General features: G+C 39.6%; 18 protein-coding genes. 5 read left to right on the top strand and 13 right to left on the bottom strand.

The features are described 5' to 3' along the window. The first annotated feature begins 137 nt into the window (after positions 1-137). Entirely contained in the window at positions 138-2324 is a 2187-nt protein-coding gene (locus tag MSBRM_RS03805; RefSeq protein WP_080962255.1) for a PAS domain S-box protein, read from the top strand. 208 nt (positions 2325-2532) lie between these two features. Further along, positions 2533-3771, top strand: a complete 1239-nt coding sequence (hacA, locus tag MSBRM_RS03800; RefSeq protein WP_238985672.1) for a homoaconitase large subunit — start codon at positions 2533-2535, stop codon at positions 3769-3771. Between the two features lie 390 nt (positions 3772-4161). Here the strand turns inward: hacA and MSBRM_RS21850 are convergent, their stop codons facing one another. Together MSBRM_RS21850 and MSBRM_RS03790 are read right to left on the bottom strand one after the other, a co-directional pair. After that, entirely contained in the window at positions 4162-4860 is a 699-nt protein-coding gene (locus tag MSBRM_RS21850) for a hypothetical protein (RefSeq protein ID WP_048119719.1), read from the bottom strand. Between the two features lie 163 nt (positions 4861-5023). After that, positions 5024-6073, bottom strand: a complete 1050-nt coding sequence (locus tag MSBRM_RS03790; protein ID WP_230629267.1) for a S1 family peptidase — start codon at positions 6071-6073, stop codon at positions 5024-5026. Between the two features lie 792 nt (positions 6074-6865). Here MSBRM_RS03790 and MSBRM_RS03785 point away from each other — a divergent pair. Next, positions 6866-7045 (top strand): hypothetical protein, encoded by a 180-nt coding sequence (locus MSBRM_RS03785; protein WP_011306944.1) that lies wholly within the window; start codon positions 6866-6868, stop codon positions 7043-7045. Positions 7046-7292: 247 nt separating this feature from the next. Here MSBRM_RS03785 and MSBRM_RS03780 read toward each other — a convergent pair whose 3' ends face one another. The 8 genes from MSBRM_RS03780 to MSBRM_RS03745 all read right to left on the bottom strand — a co-directional run bounded on the left by MSBRM_RS03780 (position 7293) and on the right by MSBRM_RS03745 (position 15561). Continuing rightward, positions 7293-8267: a hypothetical protein gene (locus MSBRM_RS03780; protein ID WP_048119721.1), complete on the bottom strand. Its 975-nt coding sequence runs from the start codon at positions 8265-8267 to the stop codon at positions 7293-7295. A gap of 186 nt (positions 8268-8453) precedes the next feature. After that, complete coding sequence (gene flaJ / locus MSBRM_RS03775; protein WP_230669029.1) at positions 8454-10019, bottom strand: archaellar assembly protein FlaJ; 1566 nt, start codon at positions 10017-10019, stop codon at positions 8454-8456. Next, positions 10016-11830 carry a type II/IV secretion system ATPase subunit gene (locus MSBRM_RS03770; protein ID WP_048119723.1) on the bottom strand — a complete coding sequence of 605 codons (1815 nt, stop codon included), beginning with the start codon at positions 11828-11830 and terminating at the stop codon, positions 10016-10018. The genes flaJ and MSBRM_RS03770 overlap by 4 nt, the downstream gene beginning before the upstream one ends. Before the next feature lie 60 nt (positions 11831-11890). Further along, on the bottom strand, positions 11891-12676 hold the full coding sequence (locus MSBRM_RS03765; RefSeq protein WP_048119725.1) for an ATPase domain-containing protein: 786 nt from the start codon (positions 12674-12676) through the stop codon (positions 11891-11893). Between the two features lie 194 nt (positions 12677-12870). Next, a complete protein-coding gene (locus tag MSBRM_RS03760) occupies positions 12871-13383 on the bottom strand; it encodes a hypothetical protein (protein WP_230629269.1) in 513 nt (170 codons plus the stop codon). Next, positions 13380-13874 (bottom strand): hypothetical protein, encoded by a 495-nt coding sequence (locus tag MSBRM_RS03755; protein ID WP_048119729.1) that lies wholly within the window; start codon positions 13872-13874, stop codon positions 13380-13382. The genes MSBRM_RS03760 and MSBRM_RS03755 overlap by 4 nt, the downstream gene beginning before the upstream one ends. Before the next feature lie 294 nt (positions 13875-14168). Continuing rightward, positions 14169-14858, bottom strand: a complete 690-nt coding sequence (locus MSBRM_RS03750; RefSeq protein WP_048119731.1) for a hypothetical protein — start codon at positions 14856-14858, stop codon at positions 14169-14171. Between the two features lie 76 nt (positions 14859-14934). Next, positions 14935-15561, bottom strand: a complete 627-nt coding sequence (locus MSBRM_RS03745) for an archaellin/type IV pilin N-terminal domain-containing protein (RefSeq protein WP_052712679.1) — start codon at positions 15559-15561, stop codon at positions 14935-14937. A gap of 442 nt (positions 15562-16003) precedes the next feature. Here MSBRM_RS03745 and MSBRM_RS20000 point away from each other — a divergent pair, with 442 nt between their 5' ends. Next, on the top strand, positions 16004-16378 hold the full coding sequence (locus tag MSBRM_RS20000) for a hypothetical protein (RefSeq protein ID WP_141706500.1): 375 nt from the start codon (positions 16004-16006) through the stop codon (positions 16376-16378). Here MSBRM_RS20000 and hmgA read toward each other — a convergent pair. Both hmgA and MSBRM_RS03735 read right to left on the bottom strand, forming a co-directional pair. After that, on the bottom strand, positions 16311-17567 hold the full coding sequence (gene hmgA / locus MSBRM_RS03740; RefSeq protein ID WP_048119733.1) for a hydroxymethylglutaryl-CoA reductase (NADPH): 1257 nt from the start codon (positions 17565-17567) through the stop codon (positions 16311-16313). The two genes, MSBRM_RS20000 and hmgA, sit on opposite strands and share 68 nt — an antisense overlap. 895 nt (positions 17568-18462) lie before the next feature. After that, complete coding sequence (locus MSBRM_RS03735) at positions 18463-18831, bottom strand: DsrE family protein (protein ID WP_048119734.1); 369 nt, start codon at positions 18829-18831, stop codon at positions 18463-18465. Between the two features lie 415 nt (positions 18832-19246). Between MSBRM_RS03735 and MSBRM_RS03730 the strand changes: the two genes are divergently transcribed. Continuing rightward, positions 19247-19489 carry a hypothetical protein gene (locus tag MSBRM_RS03730; RefSeq protein WP_054864738.1) on the top strand — a complete coding sequence of 81 codons (243 nt, stop codon included), beginning with the start codon at positions 19247-19249 and terminating at the stop codon, positions 19487-19489. A 97-nt stretch (positions 19490-19586) separates the two neighbouring features. On the opposite strand, the gene MSBRM_RS03725 is transcribed toward MSBRM_RS03730, so the two are convergent. Next, entirely contained in the window at positions 19587-22196 is a 2610-nt protein-coding gene (locus tag MSBRM_RS03725) for a valine--tRNA ligase (RefSeq protein ID WP_048119736.1), read from the bottom strand. Positions 22197-22266 lie beyond the last annotated feature (70 nt).

Below are 22266 nucleotides of genomic sequence, written 5' to 3'. Positions count from 1 at the left end.
ATCTTAATGCAGAGTCGAGTTGAATGTATAATATTTAAACAATATTATATATTTATATAGTTGCAGTGGACACTTAATGTAAACGAATCATCGACAGTAGGCATATAACCGTCATAGAGAGGAGCCTGAAGGGGAATATGAATACAAAAATTGAAAAACTTCTAGCAAATAATCCGAATCCTATGCTTAGTGTCTATAAGGATGGTACTGTTCTTTACTCAAATGAATCTAGTGAACCCTTATTGCAGGAGTGGGGCACGAAAATCGGAGAAAAACTGCCGTCTTCTATCGAAGATTTAGTGCTAAAAACAATTTCTAGGAATAGTCCGGAAACAAAGGACGTCAGAGTGGGAAAAAGAGTATACCGGATCAATATTCACCCTTTACCGGAAGAAGAATGCATCAATATTTATGGATTTGACATAAGTAACCATGCGAGCCTTGAAGAAAAACTGTTGGAATGTGAGAGAAAGTACCGCAGCATCATAGAGACAACAAACGAAGGTATCTGGATTACCGACACTGAAGAAGTTACGACTTTTGTTACTCAAAAAATGGCTGAAATGCTCGGGTACACAACAGAAGAAATGATAGGGAAATCAGCCTTTGACTTTGTCGATAAAGATGACATGGAAAGTTCGCGTATCAGAACAAAATCCCAACATGAAGGCATCAAAGAAAAAGGGTACGAAATGAAGTTCTGCCGCAAGGATGGCAGTATTGTCTGGTCGCTTGTGAGCTCTACGCCTCTCCTTGATGCAGAGGGAAAACATACCGGTAACATGAGCATGTGTTCTGACATTACTCAGTGTAAAAAGGCTGAAAAAGAGCTTAAAAGAACAAATGAGGAACTGGAGAAGTGGAACCAAGAAACAATAAATGAACGCCAACGTCTTTATAACGTGCTGGATACGCTGCCGGCAATGATAATCCTGTTAACATCTGACTATCATGTCGCTTTTGCCAACCGCAGATTCCGCAAAAGATTCGGGGACCCTGGTGGCCGACACTGCTATGAATATTATTTTGGATTCACTAGGCCTTGTAAATTCTGCGAATCACATAAAGTACTTGAAACCGGTCAACCTCATCAGTGGGAGGTAAGCGGTCCGGACGGAAGTGTTTATGATGCCTATAATTTACCGTTCACTGACGTTGACGGTTCTCCTATGATCCTTGAGATGGACATTGATGTCACCGAGCAAAAAAAAGCAGAAGAAAGACTTCAAGAAAGTGAGGAGAGATACCGCAACATTGTAGAGACAGCAAACGAAGGCATAAGCATAATTGATGCGGAAGAAAGAATTACTTTTGTCAATAAGCAGGTTGAAGATATGTTTGGTTACAGTTCAGAAGAACTCATTGGCAGGTTGATGTGGGACTTTCTCAGTGATGAAAGTAAAGCCGTCATCAAGCATGTTTTTAGCAAAAAAGGAGAAAACATCAATGAGAGCCTTGAGATTAAATTTATACGTAAAAATGGCTACCCTCTATGGACGCATACTAATTCCAAATCTATTTTTGATAAAAATGGTAAGTTTTTGGGAACTCTAAACCTTCATACTGACATAACCAAGCGAAAGGAAGTTGAAGAAGCTCTCAGAAATTTTGAGATTGCCCGTAAGAAAGAAATCCATCACAGAATCAAAAATAATCTTCAGGTAATCTCATCACTACTGGACCTTCAAGCTGAAAAGTTCAGAAACAGAAAGATTATTAATGAATCGGAAGTACTGGAAGCCTTCAGAGAGAGCCAGGACCGCGTGAAATCAATGGCTCTTATCCATGAAGAACTATATAAAGGTGAAGAGCTCGATAAACTTAACTTTTCGCTGTACATCAAGGAACTTGCTGATGCTCTATTCGTGACCTACAAAATCGGTAATGCTGATGTCAGCTTAAATATGGATCTGGAAGAGAACATATTACTTGACATGGACACAGCAATTCCATTAGGAATAATTGTCAATGAGCTTGTTTCCAATTCCCTGAAGTATGCATTCCCTGACAGAGAAAACGGAGAAATCCAAATCAAGTTCCATAAAAACGGAGAAAATGGAAGCATCATAGAAAAAAGTAAAAATGAAGAATATAAAAGTACCAGTTTCATATTGACAATTTCTGATAACGGTGTTGGTATTTCTGAAGACCTTGATATAAAAGAACTTGATAGTCTGGGGCTTCAGCTTGTAACTTTCCTTGTCGACCAGTTAGACGGAGAACTTGAACTGAAAAAGAGCAATGGGACAGAGTTCATTATCAGGTTCACTGTAGTAGAAAAGAATAATCATGCATCGGCATCAGCGCCACATTTAATTAAATAAAGATTATTTTATTTTGCTTTGTAGAATACCTATCTAACCAGTTTCAAGAGGCTGAAAGATTTAGTATAATTTATATTTGTAATATTGGGATTCTATTCTTAATATGTAAGATATGTACAGTTATTTCTGTATAGTTAGTTCAGGAATCTGAATATCTTATACCTCATTATCACTTGATTATCAAATAGGAGACTTACTTTTGGGAACAATTAGTGAAAAAATTTTTTCCCGGGCAGCGGGAGCAGAGGCAAAAGCAAACGATTTTGTCCTTGCAGATATTGATTATGCAATGGCGCATGACGGCACCTCCGTACTTGCAGTTAATGCTTTTAAAGAAATGGAAATGAAGAAGGTCTGGGACCCCTCAAGGATTGTAATCCCTTTCGACCACATCGCGCCTGCAAATAATGAGACATCAGCTACTTTGCAAAAAGAAATAAGGGAATGGGTAAAAGAGCAAGGAATTCCGAATTTTTATGAGCTTGGAGAAGGAATCTGTCATCAGGTACTTCCCGAAAATGGATTTGCACTGCCTGGAAAACTGCTTGTGGGTGCTGATTCGCATTCCTGCACCTATGGGGCTTTCGGAGCTTTTGCCACAGGCGTGGGAGCTACCGATATGGCTGAAATTTTTGCCACAGGTAAGCTCTGGTTTAAGGTGCCTGAGAGTTTCAGGTTCACGGTTGAAGGAAGGCTTGGAAAAGGGGTTTATGCAAAAGACCTGACCCTTTACCTTATCGGAAAGACCGGAATTGACGGTGCCACCTATAAGGCTGCAGAGTTTTACGGACAGGCCATCTCCGAATTATCGGTTTCCGGCAGAATGACACTCTGCAACATGGCAATCGAAATGGGAGCAAAAACCGGAATTGTGCCACCGGATGAGAAAACCTTTAACTTCCTGAAAAATCGGGCAGCTGCTCCTTATGAGCCGGTTTATGCCGATCAGGACGCAGTCTATGTAAAAGAACCCGTTTACTCTGCTGAAGATATCGAGCCTCAGGTAGCCTGCCCGCATCAGGTTGACAACGTGAAACCTGTGGGAGAAGTTGAAGGTACCCACATAGACCAGGTTTTCATAGGGACGTGCACAAATGGCAGACTTGAAGACCTCGAGGTCGCAGCAGCAATCCTTAAAGGAAAAAAGGTTGCAGTCAGAACTATTGTAATTCCTGCATCCCGCACGACCCTACTTGCAGCAATTGAGAACGGAACGATGGAAACTCTACTCAAAGCAGGCATCACGCTTGCAACCCCTGGCTGCGGACCCTGTCTTGGCGCCCATCAGGGAGTGCTCGGGGAAGGAGAAGTCTGCCTTTCAACCGCAAACCGAAACTTTAAGGGCAGGATGGGAAAAGGCGGTTTTATCTACCTGGCATCCCCTGCAACCGCAGCAGCCTCGGCACTGGCAGGAGAAATTACTGATCCAAGGACAGTTCAAATCTGAGAACAAATATTATATGTGAGCGTTCAGGCAGAATAGTTCGAAACCTGATCCTTAACTTTCAGGATTTTAAACTATGTTACTTATCAAATTACATATCATTGATAATTTTTTACCTATTCGCTCTTTTAATATATTTTGATACTGTCAAGTTGGCAGGTGTTAAGGAATTTTCCCAGCTACAGTCGAGCCTATAGAGTGTCTAACACCCATCAACTTGACAGTACTCCGGCCTTGATATTTGGAATAGTTCTATAATATTGATACATTTTCTGGAATATTTTAACTTTTGTTCATTATCCATACATTTACGTGCTTATTCTGAGATTTTTTGCAACGGAACCCGAAAAGATGGTGTACAAATATGTACACATCAGAAAAGCACTATACCACTTACTTTATCCTAAACTTCCAACCACCGTATAGACAAATCAAGCTTCCCAATAGCCCAAAACCTGGGACAGAATTATTTTTATTAGGTTTATTTTCACCTGATTTATCAATGTTTGAACTGTTTTCGTTATTGAGCTTAGGATTATTATTAATTGAATTATTGAGTTCTACAGCATTTTTTTCTTCAGATGTCGATGAATTTACTGTTTCAATAGTTGGTACAGCTTCACCTACTACTGGCACCGCTAGATCTCCATGCACAAACACAAGTGGGATTTCCTTAATTCCCATTTTGCTTGCTTTTGAATCCGAGATCTTATATATTTCATCCATCAAAGACTTTTCAATTGTTTCATTAACCGCTACTTCAAGAACACCATTAATGCTGTAACCATATCTTGTAACAGGGCCATTTGGATACATATACTTTGACATTTCCGCATCGGTTCCGGTATATACTTCGTCAAGTTTGTTAAGCCACTGTTTTCTTTCCTCCAAACTTCCAAAAGAAGGTATTTTTCCATAAGCAGCAATAAAATTTGAATTGTTTTTCAGTTCATCAAGAGTTTCCGGACCAAAACTAAGTGTTATATTTTCCGTAACATCATCTCCATTTTGAGAACAAGAACCTAAATCACAGTTCCACAGAATAGTTACCAATACGACACATAGTGCAATATTTAATATCTTTAAACACATTTAGCTTCCCCATTCCATATTATAACAAGAGATATTGAACTTAAAAATAAAGAAAGAGTCAGTATAGCTCATCTTTGAATAAGCAAGTTATATAATATTCACGTTTATTTTATCGTAGCATTTCAAAGGCGAGCTGTACTGAACAAATTTTTTGGTTACACATTTATGCTGTTAGAGGATATACATGTAAATCATTATGTACTCCAGAAACTGGTGAAAACACTGAAGACGAGAAGCCAGTTGATGTATGTGTTCCAATACCTCCCCAGTGAATTCCTACAATCTTAACACCATTAGTTACATAAACATATACAGGAGCACCACTATCCCCATAATCGCATCTGTATCCTACAAGATATTGATTAGATAAAGTTTTTCCAAGGCCATTATTATATACACTAGTTTTGTCAGTAATAGTACCCGCTGTTCTTCCTGTTGCTATGCCTGATTTATAAACATACTGTCCAACACTGGGATCCCCATACGATTTTACAGTTTTTGTAACATCAGTATCATGATCATATATTTTTGCATTGACATTAGAATATGTTACCCACGAGGCATCGGCTGCATAGTTACTATACGTAGTTACGCTTCCTACTAAATTTGCACTTGATGCCGTTGGTTGATATATACTACTTCCAATAGATGGTGCAGCATGCTCAGCAACAACAAAACCTTTAGTTCCACTACTGGTCTTTGCAGCGAAACCAAGGGTTGATGTTCCATAATCTGTAACTATTTTTATGCCTCCAATTAAGGGTCTCCATGAGCTAGAACGACTAGTTGGTACTATAAGGTCTCCATATACAAATACTACTGGAGTATCCTTTATTCCAATTTCTTGTCCGTAACTAGAAAATAGATTATTAATTTCATTTTCTTTAGCTTTATCTAATTTTTGTCCTTTTTTGATTGTCACTTTTAGAACACCGTCAATGTTATAACCATAAGCAATAACAGAGCCATTTGGATAGAAATACTTTGATATTTCCTTGTCATAATTTTTATCAGCTTTAGTATATATTGTATCTAGATTAGAAAGCCACTGTCTTTTCTCATCAGAAGTTGTAAAATTGGGTATACTTCCATAAGCAGAAATAAAATCTGGATTACTTTTCAGTTCATCAAGAGTCCACGGCCCAAAAGTTAATTCCGTAGTCGCGTTTAGCTCATTAGGTGCATTCTCCTGTGCACTTAACAGCTGACACAAAAGCAATGCTCATTAGCAAGATTGCTGCAAAGATTACACTTGTTTTAACCTTATTTTTAATCATTTCATTACTCCCAGTAATTTTATATATAGGAGACAAAATAAAGCGAGCTTAAATAAACGCACAGCTAACTTAATTATGCCTCTTTAAGTGTACTTTATGGAGCTCACCTGAACTTGGAAAATACTTTCAAACTCCATAAATAACCTTAGTTTAATTGCAAATAAATTTAACGAGCTATATGCCAAAAATAATAATTTTCATCTATATGTTAAGTCTATAAAAATTCCTGTTTTATAATTTAGAGACATCGACCAAAATCATAATATATGATAAAAGACGCCGCAAGACACTTGATTTTTTATAAAAAAGAAAAAGTCCAAATGTATTTATTTATCAATAAATTTTTGTGGAATAATACCCTACAATTTAGCTATGCAATAGCATTTTCTCATAGATTTAATTATTATTACACAAGATAGATGTAATTTAGTGATGTGGAATAATTTTAAGGTTCATTTTTATTAGTTCAGTCGACAAATTTTTAAGAGAAAAATTAATTTTGGGGTACTGTTAAGTTGACGGATGTTAAGGAATTTTCCCAGCTACAGTCGAGCCTATAGAATGTCTAACACCCATCAACTTGACAGTACCTTTATTTTCTATCTTTTCAAGAAATCGTTAAAAAAAATCTAATTATATCCAGCGGGCATTTATACCATGAATCGTATATATTTTGAACAGGAGGGAAAACTATTACTGAAGAACTTAGTCACGATAACCTTTCACATTTGATTGAGCACTGGATTGAACATAACGAAAGCCACATTGAGAGTTTCAAAGAATGGGCCCAGAGAGCCAAAAAAGATGGTTTTCTTGAAGCTTCCGAGGATATCCTTGAAGCTGCCAGTAAAATGGAGGAAGCAAATAAACACCTTAATAAAGCAAAAGAAGGACTTTTCCATCAGTGAAAAAAACAAGAGCAAACTCTTAAGAACTTCCTTCTAAAGCTGTATCTTAAGAACTTCCTTCTAAAGCTGTATCTTAAGAACTATTCTTTAAGAGCTCTGTGGCAGGATTTTCGTGTGGCGGGATTTCCGTCACTATTTTTGTTTTTCCTGGCATAAAAATGCTTTCAAGTGCTTTCAGGTACTATTATTTGTTTATGCCCCCAATTCGAAGAGTTTCCTGCTCGTTTTTTATATAATAATCAGACTTTCAGGACCCTGCTTCGGTAAGGAGGCCCTTTACTTCTTTTAAATCTACGATGAGTTCAGAAACACTTGATTCCCCAATATACTTCATGAAATTTTGCTCTTCCTCAGAGCACAGTTCCTCACTTTCCAGCAACTCCTGAATCAGGCTATTTCCAAAAATGCTAGGGGCAGGGTTTTCACTTTCAGTTTTTCTCATTTCAGGAGTTTTATCTTCTTCTTTTTTATTATTTTCTAAGACAAGCCTTGTATTTTCTCCTTTTTCATTATCTTCTAAAGCCACCTCGACAGTTTCTGGTTTGTCTGTATTTTCCAGAAAAGCAATTTCTCCAGCTTTTTTTCTCATATCATCGAAATCGGCTTTTTCATCACCTTTCACATCATTTTTTTCACCGGCAGAATTTGCTTCTTCTTTAACCCCTATCTCTGTTATATTGGCCTCTTCGATTTCGCCGGTTTCTTTTGATTTAAAAAATTTATCAGATTCTTCAACTTTTTTACCAGTTTGGCTATCTATCCTCTCTGAGATTCCGGTATCTTCTTTTTGCAAAGTATCAGTTTCAACTTCAAGAGATCTGGATACTTCGTGATGCATATTTCTGCGAAGCGGGGGAAAGATTTCCTTTCTCCAGGGAAACTCAGATATTTCGTCCCTTTTTTCGTCTTTGGTTTCTTGAAGCCGACCAGTCCGGGACTCAAGTTCTTTCTTTTCAATTTGGGATTCGAGTTCTTTCTTTTCAACCCGGGATTCGAGTTCTTTCTTTTCGATCCGGGATTCGAGATCTTCCTTTTCCCTAAACAATGTTCGGATTTTGATTTCAACCTCCTTTTTACTTTTTATCAAATCCCCCAGTTCCATATCATCTCGGCCCCCAGGCTTAGGTATCAAATGCTTTAATTCGTTAACTTTTAGAAATTTGAATCCATTGATCTTTAGATTTTTTAGCCCTTTAATTTTCAAGTTATTTAATGCATCCATTCTGTTACCTCCCACCAACCCTGAATTTTTCTTTATAGCTCTTCTAGTTAATTTACATTTAGTTAAAATTTACATTTAGTTAAAATTTGCATTCAATTAAAATTTGCATTCAATTAAAATTCACATTTAATTAAAATTTATATTTAATTATAATATACATTTAGTTAATATACATTTTTCAATTTATCACATCTGAAACGTAAATACCCCTGATACAACCGGCGGTACAAGAATCATGCAGAGCCCGGAAATTCCTGACATCAAACCTCCGTAAAAAAAGAGCTTACAGTTTCCTCCACCCTCGACAATTTTTACTACAAGAGTATTTGAAATTGTTAGAATAAGCACCACGGAAAGAGTAAATGTGTAAAGCAAAGGTATACTTTCAGTAGCATTAAACATGCTCATCCCCATTCCGGAAGCACCTCCCTGAATCGAAGAATATGACTCATTCATTCCAGAAACGAGCCCGCTAAATTTGGAAATTATTTCTATTATAAAGATTAGAAGCCCGATCATAACAGCATGGAGAGTTATGGCAAGGCCGCGAAAACCTGAACTGACAAGCTGCCTTTTCATCCTGAGAAGTACGATAGCAAGACTTGAGGATGAGACTATCTCTCCTATTTCGGCAGGATCTCCTCCAAGCTCAACTGCATCCGTAAAGATCCTTGAGCACCGGTTGATCAGTTCGGAACCTGTTTCTCCTATGAATTTCTCCCAGCAAAGCTTCGACTTGAGTCCCAAGGAAAGTCCTGCATGTAATTCCTCAACCTCAGGCCTGAGACCACCTATAGTTTCTTTATCAAGGTCCTCCATTGCACTTCGAATAGTAATTCCTGTCGTTCCGGCAAGCGTGCCCAGAGTCTTGACAAATGCAGGAAAACTACTGTCCCTTTCATTGATATTTCGGTCATCTATCATTGCAAAGAAGCCTATTGGAAGCGTAAAGAAAGTTATTGCAAGCAAAGTATACTGGAGCTTCGTACCAATTAAAATGAGAGCAGCAACCGAAATTGCTCCCAGTGGAAGCAAAATCCGGCTCAAAAACCTGATAATTTCCTGTTCCTTTGATCGCCTGCTCAGGGTATGAAGTTTCTTTTCAGCAGGAGCGGCCTTATATATGATAAAAAGCGCAATCCCACAGATAAAAACAGTTAGTAATACAACAAGAAAAGCGATCGTTCCTATATTTGTTATATTATAGATCATAACTGAAACAAGAATTATAGTAACAACAAGAGTTACGGACACCATCAGAGCAGTATATCCATCGGTCCATTTTTTCAGGGATTCGATACTTCTTTCATATTCATTAGAAAATATTTCTTCCCTTGTTATTTTTTCTTGCTTCAGAAAGTTTTTTTCCGGTTCTCCAGAAGAAAGAATATTTGACATTCGTCCAAAAAGCTTAGAAATATACTCATCCTGCAATCGCTGGGAGATATATTTGCAGGCTTTTGCATATGCATAGCCCCACTTTGAGGCAAGGGTATGGATCTGCCTGAAATATTTTGAAGCTTCATACTCTTTCTGAGAGCCCGCATAATCAAAGATTCTATCTCTTTCAATATCCGCAGTTGAAATTGCTGCCATATAAGTGAGAAGAAAGAGCATATCATCATTGACTCTTTCAACAACCTTCGTGCCCTTCAGTTGCCGCGCAAGATTAAAGTAGCCCTCAAACCCATGCATTTCAGCTTCCGCTTTCAGGTAAGCAAGCTTCTCCTCAGGTTTCATGACATTTATCATGATATTAACCCGGCCTCCTCAATCTGGATCAGCGTATTGAACAGATCGTAAAAGTTGGTAATTTTCGCCTGATGGATCTTTTGGAGAATTTTTGCTTTCCTTTCAAGTTCGGAATATATTTTTCGGACCTGGTTTTCCGGAATTCCCAGACGTGGAGCAATCTTTTGCTCTAACAGATATGAATTATTTCTTCCCGTGAATTTGAAAGTATCTGTTGCTGGGTCCCACTTAAATATATCCATAAAATTGAAAGCCTGATTAAAGGAATCATAGCCTACGATTTCGTTTATGCTCAGGACTCTTCTTCCCATACCTTTTCCAGGGATATTTACCGCGCTCTGGATGATAACCACATTCAGGTTATCCACATAGTTTTTAGGAACATTAATCGGGTCTCCTGTCAGCCTCTGAATAAGTTTTTCGACGGATGCGGCATGGAAAGTAGACATAACAGGATGCCCGGTCTGCATAGCCTGAAAAGCAATGCTGCCCTCTACTCCACGGATTTCTCCGATTATAATCTCATTAGGACGCTGGCGAAGAGCAGCCTTTAACAGGTCAAACATTGAGACGTCAGACCCACTATCCTCTCTTGTAGTCCTTGTAACCTCTCTGGTCCAGTTTTTATGTGGAACCTGCAGTTCCGGAGTATCTTCAATAGAAACTATTTTTGACTCCGGGGGAAGAAAAGTAGTTATTGCATTCATCATAGTAGTCTTTCCGGAAGCCGTTTCCCCCGAAATAAAGCAGTTCATCCCTGCCCTCAGCATCATCCACATATATGCAGCTATTATGTAGTCAATTGTCCCAAAATCAATAAGCTCAAGAATAGAAATCGGAGTTCCCATAAATTTCCTTATTGTAAAATTGCTCCCCCTTCTGGATACATCTTCTCCGAACACAATGTTAATCCTTGACCCATCCGGAAGAGCTGTATCGACTATCGGATCTCGATATGTGATTGGCTTTCCGACCTTCTCGGACATCTGTATAATAAAAGAGTTAAGTTCCTCAGTCTCCTGAAACTCAATTGCTGTTTTAAGGGACGAAAATACCTTATGCTCGACGAAAACCCTCCCAAGCCCACTGCAACTTATATCTTCTATATTTGAGTCCAGCAACAGAGGTTCGAGCATTCCCATTCCGATCTTGTCCCTTATCATAAGATATTTGATAGCTTGAAATTCTTCAGGAGTTACCCGGATATTTTCCCATTTATTCATTTTGAAGACTTTACCGGCTTCTTTTAAATTTCCAATCAATCCAAGCCTCAATCTACCATTTTTCTTTCTCTTGACTGTTTTATTCCTCTCAAGATCTTTACTTTTTTGTTCTACACTTTCATTTACGTGTTCTTCTATAATACAAACCTTTTCAAGGGCCCTTTCCAGAAGTCTTTTCTTTTCTTCCAGGTCCTTAGTATCGACATCCCCATCATGTATAACGTCGATAAGCAGCTTTTCTACAGCCTCAAGTGTGCTGTCTATATCCTGAAAAAGGCAGGGTTCTATCGGGATATAGTAATTTCTTATGTCTTCTTTATCGGGATAAATGTGAACAGCAAGTCCTTTTCCAATAGGGTAAATGAGGTTTGGATGTCTGATACTTTTCATAGCTCTTGAGATCTTTAAATGGAACTCCGGGATTTCGACTTGCTCCAGAGGAAGCCTGCATATATAATCAAGGATGTGACTATTCTCTTCCCTGCCAACAAATTCCTGCAATTCAGAAGGAAGTCTTGAACGTACATCTTCTCTGGAGCGCTTTCCATTTACCGGTGCAGGCAGCGGGTTAAAAGGTAGAGCGTCCATTTAAAATCCTCATTCGGGCCTTATTTCTTAAGAGCACTTTTTCCGGATGTTTTTCCTCTCTCAGGCTTTGACTTTCGAAACTGGAATTATTTTAAGTCCATACTCACTGTTCACATCAAAACTTAACATATTTCCAGTAGTTTTTTTGGCACCTCTCAACTTCTGAATTTCCATAGTCTTTATCAGCTTATCTCCGACCTGTTCAATTCTCAGTTCCAGGCATGAATCGCAAACGGATCTTAGCCTGTAAAGCACTTCCTGGGAAAAAGCATACCCATGAACACTTATTAAAATAGTCTTTTCTTTATCACAAAGTTTTAAACATTCTCTAAAAAAGTTCAATAAGGTATTTTCAGAGGCGCTAACCGCTAAAATCGTTAAAGAATCGATCAGGATAAGTTCTTCTTCACAGTCATTTACACATTCGAGCATCCTCCCTAGCAGATTATTACTTAGCTCGGGACTTTCTTCGACATAACTTGCATTTATTTCAAAGATCCTTAATCTGCCTATTATAAAATAATCTGAGATGTCCTGCTTCAGGCTTTCCATATTATTCAACAATTTACGAGAGGTTTTTTCCGTCGTTAAAGCTAAAACTTTTTTATCCTGGTTGAGAGCTCCACATATAATCTGCTGCATGAAAACTGATTTTCCACTGTCTTTTGCCCCTTCGAGAAGGCAAAGGGAACCTATGGGTACACCTCCTTCCAGTTTTTTATCAATCTCCAGATTTCCTGAGGATATGAATTCTAAGGGTTTCCTCTCAGTTTCCGAGTTATCTGATACCTCTTCACAAAATGTTTCATTTTCAAGAAATAAAGCCTCTTCCGAATTTACTCCCATACTCTTCCTCTCTCCCTTTTTTCAAAGATCAACTGTTTTGTATCTCCTTAGTTTATCTAATTCAACTCATTGACTTAGCCGGAATAATTATAGATTATCAATCAGTAATCTACATCTGGGCTATCAAACCAGTAATCTAAATCTGGACTATCAACCAGTTATCTAATTCTGAACTATCAAACCGATTTTCTAATTCATGCGTTAAAATATCCTGAAGCTTTGACTCCATTTGGGGCAGTTACCAACAGCCAGTTTACACTCTTGTTTTCCAGGGAATCTTCGAGCAAAATCTGCAATTCTATCTCCTCACCCGGATCAAGAATTCCGGGATTTACCAGATCTGGACTTATATTTCCCACAGTCCATTTGTCTTCTAATGCGTCTGAATCTCCCTGGAAGGGAACCCATATGGTTTTTGCAATGCCGGATGTGTTGGAGTACTTAACGATCACGTCCATATAATCATAGTCTCCTACCTTTGTGGAGCCAGTATTATTCAGGGACACGAAAATACCGGCCTCATTTGCAGAAATGTTTGTAATTTCGATTTCGGTTTTCATTATCTCATTCTCATTTTCCTGCATCTCCATTACTGAATTTGCAAGAACATCTGCCATGTAAAACCCCCCGCTTGAGCAGACATAAAATGCCAGGAGGAGGATTGCAACCGAAAGCATTGATGCAATAACCGTTCCGAATCCCATCATGACACCGTAAAATAGGCCTCTTCCGAAACCCCATTGTATGCACTAAATTTAATGAAATACTTCGCTCCGCTGACAAGCACATCAGCAGGCTTTAATCTGATCTGCAGTGTTTCCCCTTTGTCCCAGTTATCGTCATTGCTTTGCTCTATTGAGTAGTTCCAGCAAGGAGCCAGACTTCCATTCTCGTCATATGGTATCCTTTCAAATTTTCCGACCTCCCCAAAAAAAAGGTCAGATCGCTGGATTAAACCGGAAGATATCCCTTTAGGTCCCACGTTTTTAACCCATATGTGAACCTCTAAGCCTTCAGCGGCAGTTGTCTCGTGTAATATTTCAAAATCGGTCAGGATCTGGTCTCCCATTGCATTAGTACGGCTGACTATAGGGTCTCCTGCGGAAATTACAGACGGGTATACAACTGAAACAAATGAAAATGCACAGATAATGGATGCTATTGTTAGAATCGCAGAGCTTATCGCTTCCCCACTCACTTTTCGACCCCGCCTTACTTTCCGAGTCCCATATCAGTTTGAGTAAACTACCTAAGTCCGAATAAACTTAAATCAGTTTGAATGAGCATATAGCCGTTGGATAATATTGATATCTCAACCTGTTTATGTCAGAAATATCGATTATGCCAGTAGCATTGATTCTATTCGACAATAACGGTTAATTATACAGTATTTACCTAAGTTTACTGACACTAATAATGATTAACTGGTATTAATTTGAACATTTGATCTGCTTTTCAGTCGATTTAGCGGTTCGTACATCTAGTCAATTTCTTAGTTCGTACATTTAATTAAAGAAAAATCCTGTCTTCCTTTTTTGTCTTCTCTCCAGCCTGAATTTTCGTAAATAGGCTGGATTCCATTTTTGAATTTCTTAGGGTCGAGAATTGCACTCAGTTGCGAAAGCACTGTAATATTATCTTTCATGCTAACCTTATCTTCACATGCAGGGTCTTCAATGGAAAGGTTTGCAATATTTTTGATAATATACTTGGTCTCTTCAGAAAGCGGTCCGGTAAGTGAATACAGGTCAAGCAGGACTTCTAGGTTGCCGTGTCCAACTGTCCTTATAGCATAATCGACCCAGCGCATGAGTTCAACAAGGGTAAACGTATCAATTTTTCGGGCTGAAATTTCAGGTTCAATCGCCTGTATTTCCTTTGTAGGAGTTTTCTGCCGTGGCATATTTTCTTCGGGAACCCCATCTTGAGAAATGGTTCTGACCGGCTCCTGGACGCTTTCCTTATTTTTATCATTTTTTTCTTCATCAGCAGGTAGTTGATTCTCCACTTCTGCCCCTTTTCCTTTTGTTTCAAGCCTTGAAACTCCATTTTTCTGGTCATTGAAGAAGGGATTTTCATTTCTGTTTACAAGGTCCCTTATATCTACAAGTAATTCCTTGATCTCCCCTTTTACGACTTTAAGTTCAGTTTCCATATCTGCAACTTTTTTCTCCAGTTCCATATTAACCACCTGAACAAAAAATGAAACTTTTTATCCTCCATAAAAGAAGGGAAAGTATCCCTAAAATCCATAGGGATTACTTCAGAACCATAACTTGATCGATCTGTGCCGGAATCACTCTTGTTATTGGGACAATTGCGCCAACCTTTGGTTTTATCTCAAGTCTGAACTCAGTGTTCTCCGCTGAACAAGAAGTTGCAAGCAATGCGACGTCTGGCTCAGTATTGGGTACAGTGATTTCCAGTTGTACTTTCTCGTGCTGTTCTAGAATCGCATCGCCATCGTCATCCCCTACAAATGACTGAGACCATGTCACTTCTGGGCTGTAGATAGCACTGTCAGCATAAGATACCACCAGCATTCCAGGTCCTATATCCACGGGAGACTGCCCTGCTGTAAGCTGAAGGGTGACAAGAATTTTATCTACTGTTCCGCCGGTTGTCGTTGTTGTTCCGTTTACATCTGTTGTGACTATCGGAGTACCTTTTGCTATCACGTCACCTGCAAGTTCAACTGAAGAAGTAGTCTGTTTCACACCCTCCTCGATAGTCTTCTTGGCAGTATCAGAAGTTGTAAACCCTGCCCCAAGCACTACATAAGAAAACACTGCTGCCACAACTACAAAAGCGGTCAGCACAATTGCTGATTCGAGCCCTGTAAAGGCTTTATCGTCTTTTCTAAAAATGCTAAAAATTCCTTTCATTCTGATTCACTCCAAGGATTATTTTTGAATGAAAGTATATAGAGAAATTAAAGGGTCATATTCTCAGCATATCTATATCTCAAGTTTGACAGAGTTTTTGATGGGAAACAAGATATTCAAGAGCTGATCCGCATGGTTCCCTATTAATTACCCCCATACACATCCCCATAAATATTCAATAGATACTAACATCTTCTGATTTATTAACTTTTCTTAAAAATTGATAAAGAGCGCAAATGAAGATATATTAATTAAAGAATTATAGAAAAGCTGTCTACAGATTTGGGAACTATTCTCAAAATTGAAGTTACACCCAAATTTAGAACTGTTTTGAGAAAAATCAAAATTTTAGTAAATCGGTGGCAATATACCCAAAAGTTCTGTAAATTATGATTGACTCTGTATCCTTTTTCTTCACCACAAAAAATAGGAAGCAGAGTCAATGGTCAATATACTCTCTCTCATAAAAGATTATCTTATCGATCAGAAGCTGGAGTTTGCCAATAATGGTAAGAACTCTTATTGGATCATGTTTTACCCGGAAGATCTGATTCTCGTAATCTCAGTGTCTTCCACAACCTTTCCCCTGGAAAGCTTCCTCGCAAGTCTTTTGAAAAAACTGCTTGACCGAAAACCTTTTGAAAAAAGGCTTGACCGAAAACCTCAGCAACATTTGAGTTTGAGAATCTTATCCCCAAAACTTATCCGGCGTGATCAACCGGCTCAACGGTTGCGAGTCAACGGTTGCATTAGAACTTCCCACGGCCTAGCTGGGCATGGGCACGGGCAAGATGTCCTGCAGCCTGAGCTCCTATAAGGTTAACTTCTCCTGCAAGCACGGCAGAAGCTACGATTTCCGCAAATTTCTTAGAGTTTGTTCCAGGAACGTCACCTGCGCCTGCAACATCAAGAATGTTCAGGCAATCCCTCTGGGTCCCAAGACCAGTGCCTCCACCAACGGTTCCCACAGGCAGAGCAGGTAGAGTAACAGAGCAGTGAATTTCTTCATATTTCGTAAGCTCCATACTCGTAATTGCGGTGCTTCCTTCAACAACATGAGCAGCATCCTGTCCGCAGGCCAGATAAATCGCAGCAATAATATTTGCAGCATGAGCATTGAATCCAAGTGCTCCTGCTCTTGCTGAACCCAGCAGGTTTTTGCTGTAGTTTACTTCAAACATGGATTCAGGCGTACATTTGAGGGTTTCCTTGACAATTTCTTTTGGAATCGTAACCTCGGCTACAACGGTTTTTCCTCTTCCGAGAATCGCGCTTATAGAAGCTGGTTTTTTGTCCGTACACATATTTCCTGAAAGAGTAATGGGATGCGCACCGAATTCGTCTTCTATAAGATGCATCACCGCATCGGTAGCTATAGTCACCATGTTCATACCCATGGCGTCTTTTGTATCGTACGAGAACCTGAGGTGTACATCTGTGCCAGTTACGAAGGGTTTTACAGAAAGCAGTTTTCCAAAACGTGTCGTTTTCTCAGCAACGGTTTTCATCTTCTCAAAAATCTCAGGACATTTTACCCACTCATAAAATTCTTTAGCTCTGCTAACACTCTCAAGCTTAAAAACAGGTGCTCTCGTCATTTTGTCTTCAAAAACCCTGACATTTGCTCCTCCTGATTTTGTGATAACCGAGCAGCCACGATTTACACCGGCAACAAGAGCCCCTTCAGTTGTAGCAAGCGGAATGTAGTATTCGGAATTCGCATATTCGCCATTTACCTTCAGAAGTCCGGCAACTCCGAGAGGAATCTGAACTGCACCTATCATGTTTTCAATGTTCTTTTTCGATGCTGCTTCAACATCAAGGGAAAAATTCTGGATATTCTCAAACTCAAGTTTTGTAAATTCCTGTATTGCAAGCCGTCTGATTTTTACTGAAGTCACAGGGTCTGCAAACTCCTCAATCTTACGAAGAGCCACATCTCCATCCAGAACCTTTTGTAAGAGAACTTTCTCTTCTTCACTTAATTCATAATCCTGTAAAAACATGAAATCACCTGCTGAAATTGTTTTATTTTATTTCTAAAAATTAATGAACTGAAGGGCTATAATCTTCAATATTAGATAACCATTTTAAAGTCGTATACTTAAAGTTGTATATTTATATAAAAATCCATTTTTACCCTAATTATGTGCACAAACGCTCTCTTGTTTGATTTGTGTTTTTATATTTTTATTCTAATATGTGCATATTAACATATAATTCATTCCTCAATGTGATATTTTCTATTAGCCCAGAACAATTTAAAAAATAAATTACATATAAAAAGCTCTGTCGGTTTAAACTAATCGAAAAAACACATATGGTATTTTATAGAATATAACATTTACAGAAAGATTCTCAGACCCGGTTACAGCTCCATTAAACCGGAAAAACGAAACATTGCAGATTAGTCCTCTCCTAAGAAATCCTTGATTTTCTATGACTTCCAAGCAACTAAAGGCAGAAATCTGCAATTTTTAAATCAACAAACTTGTGTAAAGATTACCGCCCTTTACCCCCTAACTCAGCCCTCTTGAGCAAACGAACCGAGCGAAAAGGGCACCGTCCTCCCGAGACGGGACTAGGGTGACGGAAATAGGGTGACGGAAATAGGGTGACAGAATTTGGGCAGCGAAAAGAGCACCTTCATCCCGAAATGAAACTGGAGTGAGTAAGGTTTAAAGAACAAAAGGGATTTAAAACGGCTAAAATTGAATGAGGTGTAGATTACAGATTCTACAGGCCGGTTTCAGGTTTATATTTCGTAGAAGAAACGGTTGGGGACAGGCTAGAATTAAGTCAAAGAAAACCTGACTTAGAAAAAGCTACAATAAAACACATTTAATTGCTTAAGGCTGTTATTGCTTGAATATCTTATTTAATTTTAGAAATTTCTAAGGCTCAGAAAGTAATGATTAACTGGTTTTCTTCAGTATATTTAAGAAAGAGTTCGGCTACCTCTTGCGAACAGATGAATTCTATTCCAGGGATCAATTCTTCTTTTTTAAGCCCGATCATATCCGATGCAAGCTGACAACACCGAAACTCCACTCCCATATCTATACATTCCTGTACAGTGTCATCGTACTTGGGCGATCCTCTTGTTTTATCTTTCTTTGCAAGCAGCACTCCCATAGGTCCCCACAGAATAACCAGCACATCGAGCCCCTTATTCCTATAGTACTTCGCAAACTTGAGAGTTTCCTTAGGGCTGGTGCTTTCGTACACCATATTTTTTAGCAGCAATAATGCTTTTTCGACTTTTGTCATAAAAACTCCAGGTCTGAATAATACATTTCTGAAACAGATTACCTAGATGTATATAAAGTTTCACATTGAAAAAGTGAGTCTTTGTTTTTTCACTTTCATAAAATAATATTATTTTTCTTAATAGAGAAAGGAAAAATACAGATACTTACAACTGATTAACTAACTTCACTGCAACGTAAAATCACAGAGATACTTCACCATTTTGAAGCAATCCTGAGCATTTATAGTTATAAAAAAGTATTAAAGTTTATGACTAATTCTAAATGTCCTTATTTGAGACTCCGGCTTTATAGAAATTCTCAATTTAAGCTGAACAGTTTATGTATTTTCTTCATAATATTATACACTAAGAGTTTACTTGCATCTTTGAAAATGATATTTAAGTAATATGAGAAAGAGAATCTGAGAAAATCAATTGAACAGCCGAGATGCAGAATTAAGGCCGAAACTTAAATTGAAGAAGGAGTTTGAGTTTATGGAACCGGACATGAAGGATATTCTGCCTTCAGCTTGCTTTGCCCTTTCAGATTACTCTGTCCTTTCAGATTACTCTGTCCTTTCAGATTACTCTGTCCTTTCAGATTACTCTGTCCTTTCAGATTACTCTGTCCTTTCAGATTACTCTGTCCTTTCAGATTACTCTGTCCTTTCAGATTGATCTGCCAGCTTGCCATACCTCAGCTATTAGTAAAAAGCTGGAAAAAAATAAGCGTTGTCCGAATATCGGACTTTTTCATAAAAAGGTAAGCAAAAGCTTACCTTACGATTACAACAACCGCGCCTCTGACTTCAAGCACATCGACTTCCCTACCGCCGGAAATTACTTCTTTCATTATCTCTACGGCTTCGGGTTCAAGCTCGATCGGTTTGCCGTCTACACTAACGGTTATTTTTCCTGAGGCTGCCTGGGCTTCAATTGCAGCAGGACTCTCGGCTTTGAGAGCTTTAACTACAGCACCTGCATCTTTTCTGAATCTTGGGCCCAGAATCCCCATATTGGGTTTAACTTCCACTGGCACATATTCAAAGGAAGGAGCCCCTTCCATCAACTCAACTTTTGAGTTTGTGGCGCCTGCGATATCTCCTGTATCAATATCTGCATTGTATATCTCAAGCTTTTTCAGGGGGGCATTAAGTGCCATTCCCAGTTCGGACTTGTACCTGCGGACTTCACCTGTAATTTCTTTAATTAGTTCCCCTGCAGCTTCGGCTTCTTCGTTTATGAAGCTTTCATCGACTGCCGGCCAGGCCTGCGTATGAACGCTTTCGTCACTGAGCCGGGAGTGCAGCTCTTCTGCAAAGAAAGGTATGAAAGGTGCAAGCAGAAGCGAGAGAGTTTTAATTGTCCTGTAGAGCACATACTGGGCAGCTCTTCTGCCGTCTGTATCATCGCCATAAAGCCTGCCTTTTACGAGTTCCAGATAGTTGTCAGCAAGAACTTCCCAGGCAAAACCTCGTATGGCCTTGAAAGTAGAATCAAACTGGTACTCATCAAGCTCCTTTGTTGCGGTGTCTACAAGCCTGTTAAGTTTACTCAGCAACCACCTATCAATTATATGGAGAGAGTCCGTCTGGAATTTTTCGGCATCTTCCTGTCCGAAGCCCTTCAGGTGAGACATTGAGAAACGGTAGATACTCCACATCTTCTGGAGGAAACGGGAAGCTGAAACCACATCTTTCCAGCGGAACATTACATCCGAACCTGTGGAGCCACCAACTGCACCCCACTGCCTGAAAGCATCAGCGCTGTACTTTGTGGTTACTTCTTCAGGAGAGATAACATTTCCAAGCGACTTGCTCATCTTATGTCCGTCAGGCCCAAGCACCATACCGTTAATCACTATAGAATCCCAGGGTCTCTTGCCTTCAAGAGCCAGGCTCCGCAGGATTGTGTAAAAAGCCCAGGTTCTGATGATATCATGTCCCTGTGGACGGATCTGCGCAGGCAGGCGGAGGTCATGCTCACTTTCCCAGCCAGTAACATGTAATGCCGTAATAGAGGAGTCCATCCAGGTGTCCAGCACATCGGTTTCAGGTTCAAACTCGGTTGATCCGCAGGAGCAAGCTTTCTTTGGGGCGGCTTCATTAGGATCAATCGGAAGCCAGCTCTCTTCTGCAACCATTACTTTCCCGCACTTCTTACAGTACCAGATAGGAATCGGAGTTGCAAAGATCCTCTGTCTGGAGATGCACCAGTCCCATTCCATAGTGCCTGTCCAGTTCTGAAGCCTGACTTTCATGTAGTCAGGATACCATTTGATCTCATCTGCAGCTTTCAGGATTGCATCGTTGTCGATCTTTACGAACCACTGGGGCTCCGAAAGGATTTCAATCGGGGTGTTACAGCGCCAGCAGAGCCCGACATTCTGTTCCAGAGGTTTCTGGTCATAGAGGAAACCTGCAGCCTTCAGGTCTGCAACTACAGCTTCCCTGCACTCGGCAATGCTCAGGCCTTCATATTTGCCTGCCGCTTTTGTCATCTTACCCTGTTTATCGATGGCCTTTATAAGAGGAAGTTCGTATTTCACCCACCAGCGTACGTCCTGCTTATCCCCGAAAGTACAGATCATTACAGCGCCTGTACCGAATTCAGGCTCAACATCCTCATCGGCAATCAGAGTAACTTTCTGGCCAAAGAGAGGTACTGTAATTTCCTGGCCGACATACTGGCTGTAACGTTTGTCTTCAGGATTTACTGCAACTGCAACACAGGCTGCCATAAGTTCCGGCCTGGTGGTTGCAATGTCTACCTTGTCGAAATGGACGAAGTTAAGCTTTGTTTGCCTTGTTTCATACTCGACTTCTGCAAAAGCAATAGCAGTTTCACAGCGGGGGCACCAGTTGACAGGATGTTCCTCATGGTAGATGTAATCATGATTATACATCCTGACAAAGGATTTTTGCGTTTTTACGAAGTACGAGGGCTTCATAGTAATAAATTCGTTACTCCAATCTACGGAAAAGCCCAGGCGCAGCATTGTTTTGCGCATCTTGTCGATATTTCCTGCAGTCAGTTCCCTGCACATCTTGCGAAACTCAGCACGTGGAACCTGGTTTTTCGTTATTCCATGAATTTCTTCAACCTTGACTTCGGTTGGCAGGCCGTGACAGTCCCAGCCCTGGGGGAACATTACGTTGTACCCGCGCATACGTTTGTATCGGGCAACAAAGTCGATATAGCACCAGTTAAGCGCATTTCCGATATGGAAATTACCTGTAGGATAAGGAGGTGGGGTGTCGATAATGTATTGGGGACGGGGGTCTTCTCCCCAGTTGAAATGGTACATGGAGAGGTCCCATTTATCCATCCACTTTTCCTCAACCTCGCTTGCATTATATTCTTTTGGAATTTCTGATTCTGTCATAAAGACACTCCATGATTGGGAAATAGTGTAAGAATTCTTGGGGTTTAGAGTGCTTGCGATTATTTAAATA

It is taken from the genome of Methanosarcina barkeri MS (assembly GCF_000970025.1).
In the GTDB taxonomy this organism is placed as follows: Archaea; Halobacteriota; Methanosarcinia; order Methanosarcinales; family Methanosarcinaceae; genus Methanosarcina; species Methanosarcina barkeri.
Note: the sequence above shows the minus strand (reverse complement) of the source record. Positions and strands in the feature narration are given on the sequence as shown.